Here is a 19,520-nt window from a genome sequence, read left to right on the forward strand (position 1 = left end):
TGTGGCTGAAAGGATTTTGTCTATGGCGGGCTTTCGCCCATAATCGTGCTTTTCGCGTTTTCGATTGTCCGCAGAGGTCCCATGGAGCAATTTCGTAATATCGGCATCATCGGTCGCCTGGGCAGTTCCCAGGTGCTGGATACCGTCCGCCGACTGAAACGCTTTCTGCTCGATCGTCACCTGCACGTGATTCTCGAAGACACCATCGCCGAAGTTCTGCCGGGCCACGGCCTGCAGACCTCGTCACGCAAGATGCTCGGCGAAGTCTGCGACATGGTCATCGTCGTCGGCGGTGACGGCAGCCTGCTCGGCGCCGCTCGCGCATTGGCCAAACACAATATTCCGGTGCTGGGGATCAACCGTGGCAGCCTCGGTTTTCTCACCGACATTCGCCCCGATGAACTGGAAGTCGAAGTGGCCAAGGTGCTCGACGGCCATTATCTGGTGGAAAACCGCTTCCTGCTGCAAGCCGAAGTTCGCCGGCATGCCGAGGCCATTGGCCAGGGCGATGCGCTGAACGACGTGGTACTGCACCCGGGCAAATCGACGCGGATGATCGAGTTCGAGCTGTACATCGACGGCCAGTTCGTCTGCAGCCAGAAGGCCGACGGCCTGATCGTCGCCACGCCGACCGGTTCCACCGCGTATGCGCTGTCCGCTGGTGGCCCGATCATGCATCCCAAGCTCGATGCCATTGTGATCGTGCCGATGTACCCCCATATGTTGTCGAGCCGGCCAATTGTGGTCGATGGCAACAGTGAGCTGAAAATCGTCGTGTCGAAAAACATGCAGATTTACCCGCAAGTCTCCTGCGACGGGCAGAACCACTTCACCTGCGCGCCGGGCGACACCATCACCGTGAGCAAGAAAGCGCAGAAGCTGCGGCTGATTCACCCGCTCGACCACAACTACTACGAAGTCTGCCGGACCAAGCTCGGCTGGGGCAGCAAGTTGGGTGGTGGAGGCGACTGATGCTCGATCCCGCGCGCAGTTATGACTTGATTGGTGACGTGCACGGATGCGCCCTGACCCTCGAACACTTGCTTGACCGTCTCGGTTATCACAAGCAGGGCGGGGTCTGGCGGCATCCATCGCGCATGGCCGTGTTCGTCGGCGACATCATCGACCGTGGCCCGCGGATTCGCGAGGCGCTGCACATCGTCCACGACATGGTCGTGGCCGGGCAGGCGCTGTGCATCATGGGCAACCACGAATTCAACGCCCTGGGCTGGAGCACGCCGGCGCCTCCGGGCAGTGGCAAGCAGTTCGTCCGTGAGCACACGCCGCGCCATGCGCGCCTGCTGCAGGAAACCCTGACCCAGTTCGAAGGCCACCCCGGTGACTGGCACGATTTCCAGCGCTGGTTCTACCAACTGCCGCTGTTTGTCGACGCCGGACGTTTCCGCGTGGTGCACGCTTGCTGGGATGCCGGACTGATCGAACCGTTGCGCGCGCTGTTTCCCGATGGCTGCATCGACGAGCATTTTCTGCAGGCCTCGGCGGTTCCGGACAGTTTCGCCTGCACGGTGTTTGATCGACTGCTGCGCGGCACCGACATGCGCCTGCCGGATGGCTTGACCATGACCAGCGGCGACGGTCTGGTGCGTTCGTTCTTCCGTACCAAGTTCTGGGAAGACGACCCGAAAACCTACGGTGACATCGTCTTCCAGCCGGATGCACTGCCGGAGCCGGTGGCGCAGAAGCCGCTGACTTCCAGTGAAAAAAACAACCTGCTGCGCTATGGCATTGATGAGCCGTTGCTGTTCGTCGGCCACTACTGGCGCAGCGGCAAACCGGCGCCGATCCGCCCGAATCTCGCGTGTCTCGATTACAGCGCGGTGCTCTACGGCAAACTGGTGGCCTATCGTCTGGATCAGGAAACACGCCTGGATCCGCATAAATTTGTCTGGGTCGATGTCGAGCGGCCGGAGGTGCTGCAATGAGTGCGGTAGCGGTATTGCGTCTGCCGTTGGCGGTGGATCTGAGCGGTTTCGTCAAACTGCTGCAACGGATGCAGGTGCCGCACCGGGTCAGCGAAGAGGCGGGCGAGCAGGTGCTGTGGGCGCCGGCGGAAATCAGTGAGGACGTGCGGTCGCTGTACGAGCGCTTCCCGGCCGGTGACCCCGATCAACAGCTGGACATCCCGGTGGCCCCGACCTTCAAGCGTCCGGGCTTCGCCGAACAACTCAAACACGCCAAGGCCACCGGGTTCATCCTGCTGCTGAGCCTGCTGGTCGGCGGCCTGACCTATCTGGGCGACAACCTGGATACCCTGCGCTGGCTGACCTTCCTCGATTTCCGCGTGGTCGGCGAGTACATCCACTTCACGCCGCTGGCCGACAGTCTGGCGGCGGGGCAGTGGTGGCGCCTGTTCACCCCGATGCTGCTGCACTTCGGCATTCTGCACCTGGCCATGAACGGCATGTGGTACTGGGAGCTGGGGCGGCGCATCGAATCGCGTCAGGGCAGCATCAATCTGCTCGGTCTGACGTTGTTGTTCAGCCTGGTGTCGAACTACGCGCAGTTTGCCTGGAGTGGCCCGAGCCTGTTCGGCGGGCTGTCCGGCGTGCTCTACGGATTGCTCGGCCACTGCTGGATTTTCCAGTTGCTGGCGCCGAACCCGGCGTATCGCCTGCCGCGTGGCGTGCTGGTGATGATGCTGGTGTGGCTGGTGATTTGCATGTCCGGGCTGGTCTCGATGATCGGTTTCGGCCAGATCGCCAACGCCGCGCACGTCAGCGGGTTACTCATCGGATGCCTCACCGGTTTGTTGGGCGGTTTGTATAACCGCCGTAAACTGGCCGCCTAAAATTTTCAGTGAATAAAGAGCACGGAGACCCAGATGTCCTCTTTTAACGACATGATCAAGAACATCACCCTGGACATCTACGAGAGCCTGAAACTGGCCGTGGAAATCGGCAAGTGGTCCGACGGTGGCAAACTCACCGCCGAACAGCGCGAGCTGTCGTTGCAGGCGATGATCGCCTGGGAAATCCAGAACCTGCCTGAAGACCAGCGCACCGGTTACATGGGCCCGCAAGAATGTGCGTCGAAGTCGATCGAAGTGCCGAACATCCTGTTCAAGTCGGATGCCATCCATTGATCGAGATTGGCCGCGGTGCAATCAGCAAAATGTCGGCGCGCCTGGACGGGCCGAATGTGCAATACGCGTTTCGTCTGGATGACGTCGAGGTGCCGGTCAATCCCATGATCGGCACCACGGTGCGTCTGGAGTACCTGGGGGCGATCCACTGCACCCATTGCGGGCGCAAGACCAAAACCAGTTTCAGCCAGGGTTACTGCTACCCGTGCATGACCAAACTGGCGCAGTGCGACATCTGCATCATGAGCCCGGAGCGCTGCCACTTCGAGGCCGGCACCTGCCGCGACCCGGTGTGGGGCCAGCAGTTCTGCATGACCGATCACGTGGTGTATCTGGCCAACTCGTCGGGGATCAAGGTCGGCATCACTCGCGCCACGCAACTGCCGACCCGCTGGCTCGATCAGGGCGCGAGTCAGGCGCTGCCGATCATGCGTGTGTCGACGCGGCAACAGTCGGGCTTCGTCGAAGACCTGTTCCGCAGTCAGGTGGCCGACAAGACCAACTGGCGCGCCTTGCTCAAGGGCGATGCGGCGGCGGTGGATCTGGCCCAGGTGCGCGACCAGCTGTTCGACAGCTGTGCCGAAGGCCTGGACGGCTTGCAGCAGCGATTCGGCCTACAAGCTATTCAGAAGATTACCGATGTAGAACCTCTCGAAATCCGCTATCCGGTCGAGCAATACCCGGCCAAAATCGTCAGCTTCAACCTGGACAAGAACCCGATTGCCGAAGGCACGCTGCTGGGGATCAAGGGTCAGTACCTGATTTTTGACACCGGCGTGATCAACATTCGCAAATACACGGCCTATCAGCTCGCCGTGCATCAATAAGGATTCCAGCATGCGCACCGAACAACCGAAGATGATTTACCTGAAGGACTATCAGGCACCCGAGTACCTGATCGACGAGACGCACCTGACCTTCGAGCTGTTCGAGGACCACAGCCTGGTCCACGCGCAACTGGTGATGCGCCGCAACCCGGAGCGTGGCCCGGGCCTGCCGCCGCTGGTGCTCGACGGCCAGCAACTGGAGCTGCTGTCGGTGACCCTGGCCGACCAGGAACTGAGCGCCGGCGATTATCAGCTGACCGAAAACACCCTGACCCTGCAACCGGCCAGCGCCAGCTTCACGGTCGATACCAGCGTCAGGATCCACCCGGAAACCAACACCGCGCTGGAAGGCCTGTACAAGTCCGGCACGATGTTCTGCACCCAGTGCGAGGCCGAAGGCTTCCGCAAGATCACCTATTACCTCGACCGCCCGGACGTGATGAGCAAGTTCACCACCACGGTGGTCGCCGAACAGCACAGCTATCCGGTGCTGCTGTCCAACGGCAACCCGATTGCCTCGGGCCCTGGCGAAGATGGCCGGCACTGGGCGACTTGGGAAGACCCGTTCATGAAGCCGGCGTACCTGTTCGCGCTGGTGGCTGGTGATTTGTGGTGCGTCGAAGACACCTTCACCACCATGACCCAGCGCAATGTCGCGCTGCGCATCTACGTCGAGCCGGAAAACATCGACAAGTGCCAGCACGCGATGAACAGCCTGAAGAAGTCGATGCGCTGGGACGAAGAGGTTTACGGTCGCGAGTACGATCTGGACATCTTCATGATCGTCGCCGTCAACGACTTCAACATGGGCGCGATGGAGAACAAGGGTCTCAACATCTTCAACTCCAGCGCCGTGCTGGCCCGCGCCGAAACCGCCACCGACGCTGCGCACCAGCGGGTCGAGGCGATCGTCGCCCACGAATACTTCCACAACTGGTCGGGCAACCGCGTGACCTGCCGCGACTGGTTCCAGCTGTCGCTCAAGGAAGGCTTTACGGTGTTCCGCGACGCCGGTTTCTCCTCGGACATGAACTCGGCCACGGTCAAGCGCATTCAGGACGTGGCGTACCTGCGTACCCACCAGTTCGCCGAAGATGCAGGTCCCATGGCTCACGCGGTGCGTCCGGACAGCTTCATCGAGATTTCCAACTTCTACACCCTGACCGTGTACGAAAAAGGCTCGGAAGTGGTCGGCATGATCCACACCCTGCTGGGCGCCGAAGGTTTCCGCAAGGGCAGTGACCTGTACTTCGAACGCCATGACGGCCAGGCTGTGACCTGCGACGATTTCGTCAAGGCCATGGAAGACGCCAACGGTGTCGACCTGACCCAGTTCAAGCGCTGGTACAGCCAGGCCGGCACACCGCGTCTGGCGGTCAGCGAGTCCTACGACGCCGCGGCGAAAACCTACAGCCTGACCTTCCGCCAGAGCTGCCCGGAAACCCCGGACAAGGTGGAAAAACTGCCGTTCGTGATCCCGGTCGAACTCGGTCTGCTCGACAGCAAAGGCAACGAGATTGCCCTGCGTCTGGCCGGTGAAGCATCGGCCCAGGGCACCAGCCGCGTGATCTCGGTGACCGAGGCTGAGCAGACCTTCACCTTCGTCGACATCGCTGAACACCCGCTGCCATCGTTGCTGCGTGGTTTCTCCGCACCGGTGAAACTGAGCTTCCCGTACAACCGCGACCAGTTGATGTTCCTGATGCAGCACGACAGTGACGGCTTCAATCGCTGGGATGCCGGTCAGCAGCTGTCGGTGCAGGTGCTGCAGGAACTGATCGCCCAGCAGCAGAAGGGCGAGAGCCTGGTGCTCGATCCGCGTCTGATCTCGGCGCTGAAAACCGTGCTGTCCGACGAGTCGCTGGATCAGGCCATGGTCGCCGAAATGCTCTCGCTGCCTAGCGAAGCCTATCTGACCGAAATCAGCGAAGTGGCGGATGTCGAGGCGATCCACACCGCCCGCGAGTTTGCCCGCAAGCAACTGGCGGACAACCTGTTCGAAGCGCTGTGGCTGCGTTACCAGGCCAACCGTGATCTGTCGAAGCAAACGCCGTATGTGGCCGAGGCCGAGCACTTTGCCCGTCGCGCGCTGCAGAACATTGCGCTGTCGTACCTGATGCTCAGCGGCAAACCGGAAGTGTTGGCCGCTACGCAAGAACAGTTCGAAAACAGCGACAACATGACCGAGCGCCTGACCGCGCTGGCGGTGCTGGTCAACTCGCCGTTCGAAGAACAAAAGGCCAAAGCGCTGGCGACCTTCGCCGAGCACTTCAAGGACAACCCGCTGGTCATGGATCAGTGGTTCAGCGTGCAGGCCGGCAGCACGCTGCCGGGTGGTCTGGAACGTGTGAAAGCCTTGATGCAGCACCCGGCGTTCAACATCAAGAACCCGAACAAGGTGCGTGCGCTGGTCGGTGCGTTTGCCGGGCAGAACCTGATCAACTTCCACGCCGCCGACGGTTCGGGCTACCGCTTCCTCGCGGATCTGGTTATCGAACTGAACGGCTTCAACCCGCAGATCGCCTCGCGCCAACTGGCGCCACTGACTCGCTGGCGTAAATACGACAGCGCCCGTCAGGCGTTGATGAAGGCTGAGCTGGAGCGGATTCGGGCTTCGGGGCAGTTGTCGAGCGATGTGTACGAAGTGGTGAGCAAAAGCCTGGCGTAACGCGTAACGACATGTGGGAGCGGGCTTGCTCGCGAAAGCGGTGTGTCAGACACGGAGATGTCGACTGGTACACCGCATTCGCGAGCAAGCCCGCTCCCACAGTTATTTGCGTCGTGCACAAACCCCTGTAGGAGCTGTCGAGTGCAACGAGGCTGCGATCCTTTGATTCTGGTTGTTTGAATCAGGATCAAAAGATCGCAGCGTGCCGCAGCTCCTACAGGGTTATTGCGTTATTTCAGATCAAACCGATCCAGATCCATCACCTTGGCCCACGCCGCCACGAAGTCTTTGACGAACTGTTCCTTCGCGTCAGAACTCGCATACACCTCGGCCAGCGCACGCAGGATCGCGTTGGAACCAAACACCAGATCAACCCGCGTCGCCGTCCACTTCACGCTGCCGGTTTTACGGTCGCGTCCTTCGAACTCGTCCGCTGCCGGTGAGGTCGGCTTCCACTCCACGCCCATGTCCAGCAGGTTGGTGAAGAAGTCGTTGCTCAGGGTTTCAGTGCGCGAGGTGAACACGCCATGCTGGCGTTGCCCGACGTTCGCCCCCAATACCCGCAGACCACCGACCAGAACGGTCATTTCCGGCGCGGAGAGGGTCAGCAGTTGCGCCTTGTCGATCAGCAGCGCTTCGGCGGAAACGGTGTATTTACCCTTGCTGTAGTTACGGAAACCATCGGCAATCGGTTCGAGGAAACCAAACGACTCGACGTCGGTTTGCTCCTGAGTCGCATCGGTGCGGCCTGGATTGAACGGCACAGAGACCGAGTGCCCGGCGTTTTTCGCCGCTTGTTCGACCCCGGCGTTACCCGCCAGCACGATCAGGTCCGCCAGTGAAACTTTCTTGCCGGATGAGCCGGCGTTGAACTCGTTCTGAATGCCCTCAAGGGTCTTCAGCACCTTGTCCAGTTGCTCCGGCTGGTTGGCCTGCCAGAATTTCTGCGGGGCCAGACGCAGACGACCGCCGTTGGCGCCGCCACGTTTATCGGAACCACGGAAGGTCGATGCGGCGGCCCACGCCGTCGAAACCAGTTCCGAGACGGAAAGCCCCGACGCTAGCACTTTGATTTTCAGCGCCGCCGCATCGTTGCTGTCGATCAGCGGGTGAGTGGCTTCAGGAATCGGGTCTTGCCACAGCAGTTCTTCGTTGGGCAGTTCCGGGCCGAGGTAGCGCGACAGCGGGCCCATGTCTCGGTGGATCAGCTTGTACCAGGCGCGGGCGAAAGCGTCCGCCAGTTGATCCGGGTTGGCCAGGAAACGTCGGGCGATCGGCTCGTAGATCGGGTCGAAGCGCAGCGCCAGGTCGGAGGTGAGCATGGTCGGCGAGAGCTTTTTGCTCGGATCGTGCGCATGGGGAACGGTGCCGGCCCCGGCGCCGTTTTTTGGTTTCCACTGATGCGCACCGGCCGGGCTTTTGAACAGTTCCCACTCGAAACCGAACAGGTTTTCCAGGTAGTTGTTACTCCACTGGGTCGGGGTGGTGGTCCAGGTCACTTCCAGGCCGCTGGTGATGGTGTCGGCGCCTTTGCCGGTACCGAATGCGTTGCGCCAGCCAAGGCCTTGTTCTTCCAGGCCGGCCGCTTCCGGCTCAGGCCCGACATTGTCGGCAGGGCCGGCACCGTGGGTCTTGCCGAAAGCATGACCGCCAGCGATCAGTGCCACGGTTTCTTCGTCGTTCATCGCCATGCGGCCAAAGGTTTCGCGGATATCGCGACCCGAAGCCACCGGATCCGGGTTGCCCTCGGGGCCTTCCGGGTTCACATAAATCAGGCCCATCTGCACCGCGGCGAGCGGGTTCTCCAGATTGCGTTCGCCCTGATCGGTGCGGCTTTCCTCTTTGCCGTGCAGGTCCGGTTCGGCTACCAGCGTGCCGTCACCGGGTTCCTGCATGGCGGATTTGTCCTTGCCGTAGCGGCTGTCGCCACCGAGCCATTCGTGTTCCGAACCCCAATAAACGTCTTCGTCCGGTTCCCAGACATCGGGACGTCCGCCGGAGAAGCCGAAAGTCTTGAAGCCCATGGATTCCAGCGCGACGTTGCCGGTGAGTACGATCAGGTCAGCCCAGGAAATATTGCGACCGTATTTCTGTTTGATCGGCCATAGCAGTCGGCGGGCCTTGTCGAGGCTGACGTTGTCCGGCCAGCTGTTGAGCGGGGCGAAACGCTGTTGCCCGGAGCCGGCGCCTCCGCGGCCATCGGCGGTGCGATAGGTGCCGGCGCTGTGCCAGGCCATGCGGATGAACAGCGGGCCATAGTGGCCGAAGTCGGCGGGCCACCAGTCCTGGGAGTCGGTCATCAGCGCGCGCAGGTCTTGTTTCAGGGCCTGGAAGTCCAGGTTCTGGAAGGCTTTGGCGTAGTCGAAGTCCTTGCCCAGCGGATCGGACTTGGGCGAGTGCTGGCTGAGGATCTTCAGGTTCAGTTGATTCGGCCACCAGTCACGGTTCGTCGTACCACCACCGGCGGCGTGGTTGAACGGGCATTTCGATTCGTTTGCCATGTTCGAGTCCTTATCAGGTCTTGTACGGCCGGCTCGTGCCGACTTCGGAGTAGTAAGGCTAGACCCGACTCGGGCAACCAGCTAATAGGCCGACTATTGGAGGCTGATAGGCGCAGTCTTTCAGCGTCTTTGAGCTATTGCACAGGCGGCCTGATTCCCTGAATCAGGCCTGAAATCCGCGTGCTTGAGCGCTTGCTGCAAAACGAATTGGAAGAATCGTGATGACAGAAAGAAATGTTATTGTATAACATAAAAAAGATTTCATTCTGTTTCTGCCGGTATTGTTTGCAACACGCCGGCAGCGATCCTCACTTTTCTGCTCACGGAAGTTTTGAAATGCCTGCCCGTTCCCAACCCCTTCAACGACGCCTGACTCCGCTGGCTGCTGCGCTGCTGATCGCCTCACCGGTGTTCGCCGTCGAGCCGCTCGAGTTGCAACCGCAAGTCATCACCGGCAACCCTTTGGGCAGCCAGACTCTGGCATCGCCCTCGACCGTCCTCAGCGGCGACGACCTTACGTTTCAACAGAAAGGCAGTCTGGGCGAGACGCTGAACAAGCAGCCCGGCGTGTCCTCGTCGTACTTCGGCCCCGGCGCGAGTCGGCCGATCATTCGCGGTCAGGACGGTGATCGCATTCGCATCTTGCGTAACGGTGTCGGCGCGCTGGACGCCTCGTCGCTGTCGTACGACCACGCGGTACCACTGGACCCGGTCAACGTCGAGCGCATTGAAATCGTCCGTGGCCCGGCAGCGTTGCTGTATGGCGGCAGTGCGATTGGCGGGGTGGTCAACACCTTCGATAACCGCATCCCCATCGAAGCCATCGACGGCATTCACGGTGCCGGCGAGTTGCGCTACGGCGGCGCCGACACCACCCGCAGCAGCGCCGGGAAACTGGAGGCCGGCAACGGTCAGTTCGCCTTGCATCTGGACGCCAGCGCCCGTGAGTTCAATGACCTGAAGATTCCCGGCTACGCCAAGACCGGCGCGGCACGCGCCAACGACGACGGCGACTCGCGCAAGCATCGGCTGGCCAACAGCGACGGCCGTCAGGATGGCGGCGCCGTCGGCGGTTCCTACACTTGGGATGACGGCTACGCCGGTCTGTCCTACAGCAATTACGATTCGAACTACGGCTCGCCCGCCGAAGACGACGTGCGCATCCGCATGCAGCAGGAGCATTACGCATTCGCCTCGGAAATGCGCAATCTCGACGGGCCATTCAGCTCGATCAAGCTCGACGCCGGCTACACCGATTACCAGCACCGGGAAATCGAGGGCGGCGAGGTTGGTACCACGTTCAAGAACAAGGGTTACGAAGCACGGGTCGAGGCCCGGCATCAGCCGTTGGGCCCGTTCAACGGGGTGATCGGCGCCCAGGTCAGCCGCAACGAATTCTCGGCGCTGGGCGAAGAGGCCTTTGTGCCGCACACCGATACCGACGCTGGCGCACTGTTCATTCTGGAAGAGTTGCAAGCCACCGAGCGTCTGCTGTTCACCCTCGGCGGCCGACTCGAACACACCACGGTCGACCCGGACGCCAAAGGCAACGAGCGCTTTGCCAACGCCGACCGCTCCAACCGTTTCACCGCGGGCAGCCTGTCGTCCGGCGCGGTCTACACGCTGACGCCGATCTGGTCGGTCGCCGCGACACTCGGCTACACCGAGCGTGCACCGACCTTCTATGAGCTGTACGCCAACGGCGCCCATGTCGCGACCGGCACCTATGAAGTAGGCGATGCCGGGCTGTCGAAAGAAAAAGCCGTGTCCAGCGACCTCGCGTTGCGTTTCGATAACGGCACGCACAAGGGCAGTGTCGGCGTGTTCTACAGCCACTTCTCCAACTACATCGGCTTGCTCGGCACCGGCCGCACCCTGAATGACGAAGGCGAAGAGGACGCCGGCGGGATTCCCGAATACACCTACTCGGGCGTGCGTGCACGTTTCAGCGGCATCGAGGCGCAGGATCGCTGGACGCTTGGCGAAAATGCCTACGGCAAATTCGCGCTGGAGCTGTCGGGCGATTACACCCGCGCCAAGAATCTCGACAACGGTCAGGATCTGCCGCGCATTGCGCCGTTGCGCTTGAACAGCGGTTTGCTGTGGGAATTGGATCGCTGGCAGGCGCGGATCGATATCGAACACGCCAGCTCGCAACATCGTGTGCCGACCAACGAAAGCAGCACCGATGGCTACACCACGCTGGGGGCGAATGTGGGGTATCACTTCGATGTCGGCCAGAGCAAATGGCTGGCCTTCGTCAACGCCGAGAACCTGACCAACCAGACCGTGCGTTACGCCAGTTCGATTCTGCGCGATATTGCACCGGCAGAAGGGCGCAGCATTCAGGTGGGGTTGCGTACGACGTTCTGATTAGTTGACCTGTTAACACTTCCCCCTGCAGGAGCTGCCGCAGGCTGCGATCTTTTGATCTTGATCTTGAAAAAACAAAATCAAAAGATCGCAGCCTGCGGCAGTTCCTACACGGGTGGCATCAACTCGATTGCACAGTCTCATCATCCGGCAGCGCATCCAGCGGTTCTTCCTGCTCCAGCAACTCGGTAATCACGCTGAAATCCGGGACCTTGACCGCACCCAGTCCATAAACGGCTCATACATTGTCGGAAACCAGTTTGATACTGCAGTTAATTGTTTTGATTTTCAGACTTTTTATTTCGAATTCAGCTAATAACCTGTCAGTTATGACAGTAGTAGCCGGGTTGTTTGAGGCATAGCTTTACAGGCGCAGGCAACCGCCTTCAAACCACTCGGAGCATCGACATGCAAAATTCAAATAAATCAGAAGAGCAAATTTTCAACTTGATTAATAAAAATCAAAATCAATTTGAAGGCACGTTTAGTGCTAGCGTTGATGGAGAAGAGTTCATGTTCGCGGATAAGCACGTGCTTTTTTATAGGGCAGAGAAAGACTATTTCATTGTTGGGTCTGACAATGAAGACGAAAACTACGTTACCTTCTGTGTTCAACAGCACTTAGTAAAAGAAGGACCTCACCAGGTGAAGAAGTACGAAGGTGGTCTGGTTTGGAGCGTTAAAATCAAAGACCGTTTTCACGTTGTTCAACAAGGACAGGCAACTGTGACGTTCTTGCAAAGAGGCGAATATCGATACGGTGCTTTTGGTGACATCGATTTTGTTTTGCCTGATGGAAGGAAAATAACAGGTGAGTTTGACATTAAGCGTCGTGAGTAAACGTAAAGGGACGGATCCAACCAGTCCGTCCCTTTCCTGATTTCAACTCGATTGCGCAGTGTCATCATCCGGCAGCGCATCCAGCGGATCTTCCTGCCCCGGCAACTCGGTAATCACGCTGAAGTCCGTGACCTCCACCGCGCCCAGTCCATAGCCCAGCAAGTGGAACGAAAAGGCCTTGCGCGGTTGCGGGTTGTCGAAGCTGAAATCCATCTCCAGCGGCTGATCGGCCGTGGCAACCATCTCGGTCGGCAGGCCCAGTTGCACGTCCTGTTCGAACTCCTTGGCCTTGAGCTGAATGTACGCCGCCTGCTGCGGATCCACCGAGCGCACGGTCAGGCGCACGCGAGTGTGCGAGCCCTTGGGCATTTCCAGGTATTGCGCACCGATCAGGTTGTCGGCCCAGTCATCGTTGATCTGCGCCTGCAGCGGGATCACGTTGTTGCTGCCGAACTGGTAACGCTGATTGAGTGGGGTGCGCAGCAGCGACAGGTCCAGCGCCATGGCCCGCGCGGCTATCTGTCGGGCCTGCTGGCTGCTTTCGGTACCCCTGAAGGTGGCGCGCTCGGCAATGAAACCGGCGCTTTCGTAGTAGCGACAACGGCGCGGCATGTCGCACTCGGAAAAGATTCCCAGGCCGTTGTGGTAGCGCAGTTTACCGTTGGTGTAGGACATGATTTCGCGTCCGCTGTCGTAGTCGCGGAACAGCGAACGGCCGCTCAGCGCCGACGGCACCGGCAGATCGAAATAGTCGAGGATCGACGCGCTCAGATCGACATGACCGTACACCCCGGCATTCAGTCGCGGCAGTTGCTCGTGTTCCGGCGCCAGCGTCAGGTTGAAGCCCCACGACGACGCCAGACGCACGCCGTCGATGCCGTGGGATTCGTCCGAAGTGATCACCACCAGCGTGTCTTTGAGCACGCCCTGGCGTTCGAGACCGCTTAGGAACTGCTCCAGAGCATCGTCGAGGTAACCGACGGCAGCCTGCTTCGGCGTCTCGTAGCGCGCCAGATATTCTTCCGGTGCGGAGTAGGGCTGGTGGGTGCCGACGGTCAGCAGAGTGAGCATCCAAGGTTTTTTCTGCTTCTTCAATTGACCAACGTAATCCAGCGCGCCTTCGAAGAACGCCTTGTCATCCTTGCCCCACGGGAATTCCAGATAGTTGGCGTTGGTGAACCATTCCAGACCATGGGTCGCATCGAAACCGATGTGCGGCATGATCTTGTCTTTAGCCATGAAACGCAGACCGGCGCCTTGCAGATAGTGAGTGCTGAAGCCGTTCTGCCGCAGTTGCGCCGGCAGGCAGGCCTGATTGCGCTCCTGCTGGGTGAGCATTTCAACGCCTTTGGGCGTGCCGTTGTTGAGCTTGTCGTAATCGCCACAAAGCATGGCGTACAGGCCGCGAATGGTCTGGTGTGTGTGCAGCACGTAATCCGGGGTGTTCATGCCACGCTCGGCCCAGCGGCTGAGGTTGGGCATCAGGTCTTCCTGATAGTGACTGCCGATGGCCTCGCGATTGGCGCGGATGTAAGCGCCGGGAATGCCTTCCAGAGCGATGATCAGCACGTTGCGCGCCTGCCCCGGCGCGGCCAGCAGCTTGTGGCCGTTGAGATCCAGATCCGTCAGCCCGGCCATCTGTGGCGCGGCGGGTTCGACGTCACCGTCCAGCCATTCCTCGGCCTGCAACTGCAGATCGGCCACTTGCGCGGCGAGCAATTGATGCGGCAGGTTGTACATGCGCCATGGATCTTCTTCGCTCGGCCACTGGTTTTGCACGGCCCAATGCGCGGCGAACAGCAGCGCCGGTGCGGCCCACACGGCGCGGGGCAGGGCAGCAGCGGGTTGCGCGCGATTGACGAAACGCGTCAGCAACCAGAGCAGCAGCGCCAGCAGCAGGGCAACCCCCAGCGCCGGATGGGCGAAACCGCCACCGGTGGAGTTTTCCACGAACTGCGGGTCAATCAGGTAATGCAGGTCGGTAGGATTCGGCAGCCGGCCGACAGCACTGACCAACTCGGCCGTCGCCACCGCCAGCAACACCCAGAACAGCAGCAACGGCAACGCCAGCCACCACGCGCGACGATGCAGCAACACCACCAACAAACTGCCAATGGCCAGGTCGGACAAATAGCCCAGGGGCGACGACCAGCCCAGCGCCGCGCGCAGGCACACCGGCACGATCAGCACCAGCAGAATCAAGGAAAACAGGCGGGCATGCGGCTGCCGCAACCAACGCAAAAGAACGCTCACAAAAAAGACCTTCCAGCCATCAAACCGTCATAAAAGTGTGCGCGATGATACCAAGGGTGGGCTGTCTGATCGCCCTTTTAAACACACGGCTGATCTGCTCTCGCAAGCGCGGTAAAGGGCCTGAAGCCATGACCGGCGTTCGTGTCAGCCCGATAGCGGCGAATGGGCGCGCTGCTGTCGACGGCAGATTTATTGTTTCAGGCTGTTTAAGGAAGTCGCCCGCACTGTATGAAAGCCACACCACGACGGCAGCTGGAGTCGAAGAAGCGCATGGCGATGCCGGCAGCTGACAACTCTGAGGCATCGCCCACCGTCAGCCAATTCGGCGATCAGTCCAAACCGTCGTCGAAGATGCTTTCAATCGGTAACTCGAACGCCCGGGCAATCTGAAACGCCAGTGGCAGGCTAGGGTCATAACGCTCGTTTTCGATGGCGTTGATCGTCTGGCGCGACACCTTGAGGCGTTCAGCCAGATCGACCTGCGACCAGTTGCGCTCGGCGCGGAGTGCCTTGAGGCGATTTTTCATTGGTAGCGACGTCGCGCGATTTGCAGGCCGAGAATCCACATGGCGCCCATCACGGGCCACACGCAAGTCCACGGTATGTGTGGGGCGCCGACGTTTTCCAGAAAACCGTAACTGAAGGTCAGCAGCGCCGAGGCGGCGAATGCAAATCCCAGCGCTTCGAACTGTATACGCAGATGCATTTCGTCCATGCGCCGCATGTTGCGCACGATGCTCCAGCACATCAATCCTGCCGGGATAATCGGTGTCAGCGCGACGGCTGAACGCAGAATCATGTTGGCATCCGTCAGGTATTGCGTAGCGATCACTGAGGCCATCAACACCAGCATATAGAGGATCAGCGCTGTGCCCATTTCAAGGTAGTACCGGTTCATTCTTCAACTTCCTATGTAAAAGACCCTTTACATACTTGCTAAAATTTTTTCTTATGTAAAGCAAGCTTTCCATAAACCTCGACCGGGTTGTTTCTGGACAGCCTAATGGCCACTCAGTAGCATTCGAGCCCAACGGACTTTCCCTCTGCACGTCGTCCGACGTGGAATGCTCAAGGAATCGACATGCGCGACACCCCTCAAGGCGAACAACGAACGGTCGTGACCTTGGTCAACGGCGAGATTCATCACGAAACCCAGATCAGTTTCAGTTCGGTGTCGGTCGTCAATGGCGAAGTTCGGGTGCATACCGCTGAAGGCAATCAAATAAATGTCCAGATACCGGGTGCGGACTTCTCATTGCGCTTTGATCTGGATGGGGTGCAGCAGATGCCGCTGGCGCAGCAGACGCCGGTTGAAACGGTGCCCGTCGATGACAGCCTGAAGCTGTTCACCTGGAAATCCGTGCTGATCACCCTCGGGCTGTGGATCGTTGTCGGCTCGGTTGCAGGCTGGCCGGGGTTCTTCATTGCCGCCGGGTACTTCGGCTATCACTGGCGTCAGGTGGCAAAGCGCAAGAAATCGCTGGCACAGGCGCCAGTGGATCAAGCCGTGCCGCGGTCCAGCTCGGGGATGTCCCGAGAAAGTGTGCGTGACGCATTGGCTCGAAAGCGTTGAAGACGACATGTCAGGAATAGCCATGCAAACGTTCACAAGTGGAAAGGTCGTCATCGAGTTCGGTGATTTCAGAGGAACGATGGTTCGCCATGAACGGTTTTTGATGCCTGCCGGCGAGTATCAGGATCGGTATTGGGTCAGGACTGCACAGGGTGATCTGCCGCTGGATCTGTTCAACAAGCATCTGCCGGTCAAGCGGGGCGAAGAGATCTCGGTACTCTACGGCTGCCTACCGGGTGGCGAACGCAAGAGCGCGGTCTGTGTGTTCAACCACTGCGAGGGTCGCCTCACGCCGCTGTCGGAGGGGAAAATGCTTCACGAAGAATTCATTCATCGCATCCCGGTCAGCCTCCCGTATGTTGCCTGCCTGGCGACCTCGGCAGTGGCGGGGGCGTTCTTCAACTGGTGGGGCGCGCCGGCGGGATTGGTCGTCTACTACCTGCTGAAGGCCGAGAGCGCCAAACGCAAAATGCTTCTGGTCAGTGGTCTGGACCTGCACCTGGAGAAGTTGAGCAAGCGCTATTTGCGTCAAGCATCGCGGGGCAGGATCAAGCGGTTGCTGGCGCGAAATCCTCGAATGACTGCACCGTTGGATTTGAACAAGCAGGACAGTGATTCGCTGGCGATTGCGCGAGACGCGTAACACGCAAAAAAAGGGGCGACCTGATCATCGATCAGGCCGCCCCTTTTTATTGCCGCCAAGTCAGATCAATGCATCTTGCTGTGATCGTGACCTTCCATGTGCGTCAGCGCACGGACTTCAGCTTTGACTTCGACGGTTTCTTTCTCGCCCTTGGCGTTTTCCACAGTCAGGGTCAGCGGCACGCTTTCGCCTTCCTTGAGCTGGCCGGTCAGGCCCATCAGCATTACGTGGTAGCCGTTCGGGTCGAAGGTGACCGCTTTGCCGGCCGGCAGGTCGACCGATTTGACCGGGCCCATGCTCATCACGTCGTTCTTCATCGACATTTCGTGGATCTGCACATCTTTGGCCACCGGCGAGGCAACGCTCAGCAGTTTGCTGTCGCTGTCAGCGGTGACGGTCATGAACGCGCCGCTGGCCGATTGGGTCGGCACGGTCGCACGCACCCAGGCGTCGTCGACCCTGGTCTGAGCGCTGGCCTGAAAAGCCAGGCCCAGCAGGGACACCGCGAAAACGGCGCGTTTGATGTTGTTCAAAACGGGGTGCATCAGCAGACCTCCATAACGGTGAGCAAATCTTCCGTGCACTCTTGTGCCGAAAGCGATACAGACAGACCCATGCGCAACTGGCCGCGCGAGTCGTAGACGTAACTGGTGGACGTGTGGGAGATGGTGTAGGTGTCGCCCGCCGGCTCTTTCTCGAAGAACACGTCGAATTCCTTGGCGGTGGCCTGGGTTTCTTCCAGCGTGCCGTACAGTGCGACGAAGCTCGGGTCGAAGGCTTTGACGTAGGCGTCGAGGATCTGCGGCGTATCGCGTTCCGGGTCGAGGGTGATGAAGATCACCTGCAGACGGTCGCCGTCCTTGCCCATCAGCTTCTTGATTTGCGCAGCGCGGGCGAGGGTGGTCGGGCACACCGCCGGGCATTGGGTGAAGCCGAAGAAGATCATCGGCATCATCCCGCGAAAGCTCGACAGCGTCATGGTTTCGCCGTCGGTGTTCTTCAGCTTGAAGGTGCGTCCGAGGATCTTGTCACTCAGGTCCTTGCCGTACTTGTACGACAGTTGGCCACGGGTGTCGCAGCCGGCGAGCAGGCCCAGGCCCAGCACGCCCATTCCCGCAAGCACCTTGCGGCGAGTCAACAAAGCCGTCATCTAATACCGCCTTTTGCAGCCCGTCAGTCGGCAGGACTGGCGGGGGGTTAACCGTAAAAGCGGCGCATGATACCAAACTGAAGGCAGACCCCGGCCACGGATCGCCGCGCGGCGCAGGATCGGGCGACAAAAGGTGTAAGAAAAAGTGACGAGTGACTACTGAACACTCGCCTCATCGGCCCGCCAGCCGCCGCCTAGCGCGGTGTACAGATTGACCTCGGCCACCAGTTGCGCCAGCCGGTCAGTGATCAGACCCTGTTGCGAACTGAACAGTGAACGTTGCGCATCGAGAAACACCAGACTGCTGTCGACGCCATTCTGATAACGGTGCTGTGCCAGGTTGTAGTAGTCCTGAGTGGCCTGCACCAGGTCGCGCTGCGCCTGCAATTGCTGCTGATAAGTGCTGCGCGCCGCCAGGCCGTCAGCGACTTCCTGAAACGCGGTTTGAATCGATTTCTCGTATTCGGCAACCGCCACGTCTTTCTGCAACTTCGAATAATCCAGACTCGCGCGCAGGCTGCCAGCATTGAAAATCGGCAGGTTGATTTGTGGCTGGAAAGTCCAGCCTCCCGATCCGCCGCTGAACAGTCCGGAAAGGTCGCGGCTGGAAGTGCCGGCGCTGGCGGTCAGGCTGACGCTGGGAAAAAACGCCGCCCGCGCCGCACCGATATTGGCGTTGGCCGCCTTCAGTTTGTACTCGGCCTGAAGAATGTCCGGGCGTCGTTGCAGCAGATCCGACGGCAACCCGGCCGGCAGTTGTTGCACCAGATCGCTTGACAGTGGCCGCGCCGGCAGTTTCTCGGGGACCTGAGCGCCGACCAGCAGCGTCAGGCTGCTCAGATCCTGCGCCACCTGGCGTTTATAACGCGCCAGATTGGCCCGCGAACTGTCGACGCTGGTTTGCGCCTGCGCCTGTTCCAGCGCCGAGGACTTGCCAGCGTCACGGTTGCGCGTGGTCAGGCGCAGGCTTTGCTCATCGGCGGCCAGGGTCTGGCGGCTCAGCTCGAGCAGCTCCTGATCGGCACGCCAGGTCAGGTAGGCATTGGCAACGTTGGCCACCAGACTCAGCTCGGCACTGCGTCGCGCCTGCTCGGTCGCCAGCCAGGTTTGCAACGCCTGCTCACTGAGGCTGCGCACCCGGCCGAAAAAATCCAGTTCATAGGCACTGGCGCCCAGATTCACCGCGTAAGTGGAATTGATCAGCGCTTTGCCGCGGGTCACGCTGGGCGGCATGCGCTGGCGCGATTCGCTGGCAGTGGCCGACACCGCCGGCAGCAAATCGGCACGCTGAATCCGGTACTGCGCCTGGAACGCTTCGACGTTCAGCGCCGCCACCCGCAGATCGCGATTGTTGACCAGCGCGCTTTCAATCAACTGTTGCAGCGCCGGGTCGTTGAACAGTGTGCGCCAGTCCTCAGTGCGCGGTGCAGCCTGCGTCGGTGCCGGGTAAACGCTGCCTTGCGGGTACTGCGCAGCGCTCGGTGAGGCAGGGCGCTGGTACTCGGGAATCAACGAACAACCGGCCAGCAGGGCGGCGAGGGACAGCAGGGAAATGCGCAACATCGGACGCTCTCATGCAGAAAAAACAC

General features: G+C 60.2%; 17 protein-coding genes. 10 read left to right on the forward strand and 7 right to left on the reverse strand.

The features are described from left to right. Nucleotides 1–81 precede the first annotated feature (81 nt). Genes M0814_RS07285 through pepN form a run of 6 tightly spaced genes read left to right on the forward strand, consistent with a single transcriptional unit; the run spans nt 82 to nt 6,598 of the window. Nucleotides 82–972, forward strand: a complete 891-nt coding sequence (locus M0814_RS07285) for an NAD(+) kinase (protein WP_003224174.1) — start codon at nt 82–84, stop codon at nt 970–972. Further along, nucleotides 972–1,943 (forward strand): metallophosphoesterase, encoded by a 972-nt coding sequence (locus M0814_RS07290; RefSeq protein WP_003224175.1) that lies wholly within the window; start codon nt 972–974, stop codon nt 1,941–1,943. The genes M0814_RS07285 and M0814_RS07290 overlap by 1 nt, the downstream gene beginning before the upstream one ends. Beyond that, entirely contained in the window at nt 1,940–2,809 is an 870-nt protein-coding gene (locus M0814_RS07295; protein WP_103485044.1) for a rhomboid family intramembrane serine protease, read from the forward strand. Before M0814_RS07290 ends, M0814_RS07295 begins: the two co-directional genes overlap by 4 nt. 33 nt (nt 2,810–2,842) lie before the next feature. After that, complete coding sequence (locus M0814_RS07300; protein WP_103485043.1) at nt 2,843–3,103, forward strand: DUF1315 family protein; 261 nt, start codon at nt 2,843–2,845, stop codon at nt 3,101–3,103. Then, on the forward strand, nt 3,100–3,930 hold the full coding sequence (locus M0814_RS07305; protein ID WP_003224179.1) for a DUF2797 domain-containing protein: 831 nt from the start codon (nt 3,100–3,102) through the stop codon (nt 3,928–3,930). The genes M0814_RS07300 and M0814_RS07305 overlap by 4 nt, the downstream gene beginning before the upstream one ends. Before the next feature lie 10 nt (nt 3,931–3,940). Beyond that, nucleotides 3,941–6,598, forward strand: a complete 2,658-nt coding sequence (pepN, locus tag M0814_RS07310; RefSeq protein WP_103485042.1) for an aminopeptidase N — start codon at nt 3,941–3,943, stop codon at nt 6,596–6,598. A 230-nt stretch (nt 6,599–6,828) separates the two neighbouring features. On the opposite strand, the gene katG is transcribed toward pepN, so the two are convergent. Next, on the reverse strand, nt 6,829–9,099 hold the full coding sequence (gene katG / locus M0814_RS07315) for a catalase/peroxidase HPI (protein WP_103485041.1): 2,271 nt from the start codon (nt 9,097–9,099) through the stop codon (nt 6,829–6,831). 336 nt (nt 9,100–9,435) lie between these two features. Here katG and M0814_RS07320 point away from each other — a divergent pair, with 336 nt between their 5' ends. Together M0814_RS07320 and M0814_RS07325 are read left to right on the forward strand one after the other, a co-directional pair. Next, the gene (locus M0814_RS07320; RefSeq protein WP_103485040.1) at nt 9,436–11,472 is read left to right on the forward strand and encodes a TonB-dependent receptor; all 2,037 of its coding nucleotides are present in this window, start codon (nt 9,436–9,438) and stop codon (nt 11,470–11,472) included. Between the two features lie 408 nt (nt 11,473–11,880). Beyond that, on the forward strand, nt 11,881–12,312 hold the full coding sequence (locus tag M0814_RS07325) for a hypothetical protein (protein ID WP_103485038.1): 432 nt from the start codon (nt 11,881–11,883) through the stop codon (nt 12,310–12,312). Between the two features lie 42 nt (nt 12,313–12,354). Here the strand turns inward: M0814_RS07325 and M0814_RS07330 are convergent, their stop codons facing one another. The 3 genes from M0814_RS07330 to M0814_RS07340 all read right to left on the reverse strand — a co-directional run bounded on the left by M0814_RS07330 (nt 12,355) and on the right by M0814_RS07340 (nt 15,463). After that, nucleotides 12,355–14,565 (reverse strand): LTA synthase family protein, encoded by a 2,211-nt coding sequence (locus tag M0814_RS07330; RefSeq protein ID WP_103485037.1) that lies wholly within the window; start codon nt 14,563–14,565, stop codon nt 12,355–12,357. Between the two features lie 329 nt (nt 14,566–14,894). Continuing rightward, nucleotides 14,895–15,092, reverse strand: a complete 198-nt coding sequence (locus M0814_RS07335; protein WP_098968294.1) for a helix-turn-helix transcriptional regulator — start codon at nt 15,090–15,092, stop codon at nt 14,895–14,897. Then, nucleotides 15,089–15,463 carry a hypothetical protein gene (locus tag M0814_RS07340; protein ID WP_103485036.1) on the reverse strand — a complete coding sequence of 125 codons (375 nt, stop codon included), beginning with the start codon at nt 15,461–15,463 and terminating at the stop codon, nt 15,089–15,091. The genes M0814_RS07335 and M0814_RS07340 overlap by 4 nt, the downstream gene beginning before the upstream one ends. A 183-nt stretch (nt 15,464–15,646) precedes the next feature. Between M0814_RS07340 and M0814_RS07345 the strand changes: the two genes are divergently transcribed. Together M0814_RS07345 and M0814_RS07350 are read left to right on the forward strand one after the other, a co-directional pair. Further along, nucleotides 15,647–16,138 carry a hypothetical protein gene (locus tag M0814_RS07345; RefSeq protein ID WP_103485035.1) on the forward strand — a complete coding sequence of 164 codons (492 nt, stop codon included), beginning with the start codon at nt 15,647–15,649 and terminating at the stop codon, nt 16,136–16,138. A gap of 22 nt (nt 16,139–16,160) precedes the next feature. Continuing rightward, nucleotides 16,161–16,781 (forward strand): hypothetical protein, encoded by a 621-nt coding sequence (locus M0814_RS07350; protein ID WP_247868468.1) that lies wholly within the window; start codon nt 16,161–16,163, stop codon nt 16,779–16,781. 65 nt (nt 16,782–16,846) lie between these two features. On the opposite strand, the gene M0814_RS07355 is transcribed toward M0814_RS07350, so the two are convergent. From M0814_RS07355 to M0814_RS07365, 3 genes are all read right to left on the reverse strand, one after another. Beyond that, a complete protein-coding gene (locus tag M0814_RS07355) occupies nt 16,847–17,326 on the reverse strand; it encodes a copper chaperone PCu(A)C (protein ID WP_003224198.1) in 480 nt (159 codons plus the stop codon). After that, entirely contained in the window at nt 17,326–17,931 is a 606-nt protein-coding gene (locus M0814_RS07360; protein WP_103485034.1) for an SCO family protein, read from the reverse strand. The genes M0814_RS07355 and M0814_RS07360 overlap by 1 nt, the downstream gene beginning before the upstream one ends. A gap of 156 nt (nt 17,932–18,087) precedes the next feature. Beyond that, nucleotides 18,088–19,494 carry an efflux transporter outer membrane subunit gene (locus M0814_RS07365; protein WP_103485033.1) on the reverse strand — a complete coding sequence of 469 codons (1,407 nt, stop codon included), beginning with the start codon at nt 19,492–19,494 and terminating at the stop codon, nt 18,088–18,090. Nucleotides 19,495–19,520: the final 26 nt, after the last annotated feature.

Origin of the sequence: Pseudomonas sp. MWU12-2020, from assembly GCF_023100605.1 — a bacterium.
In the GTDB taxonomy this organism is placed as follows: domain Bacteria; phylum Pseudomonadota; class Gammaproteobacteria; order Pseudomonadales; family Pseudomonadaceae; genus Aquipseudomonas; species Aquipseudomonas fluorescens_H.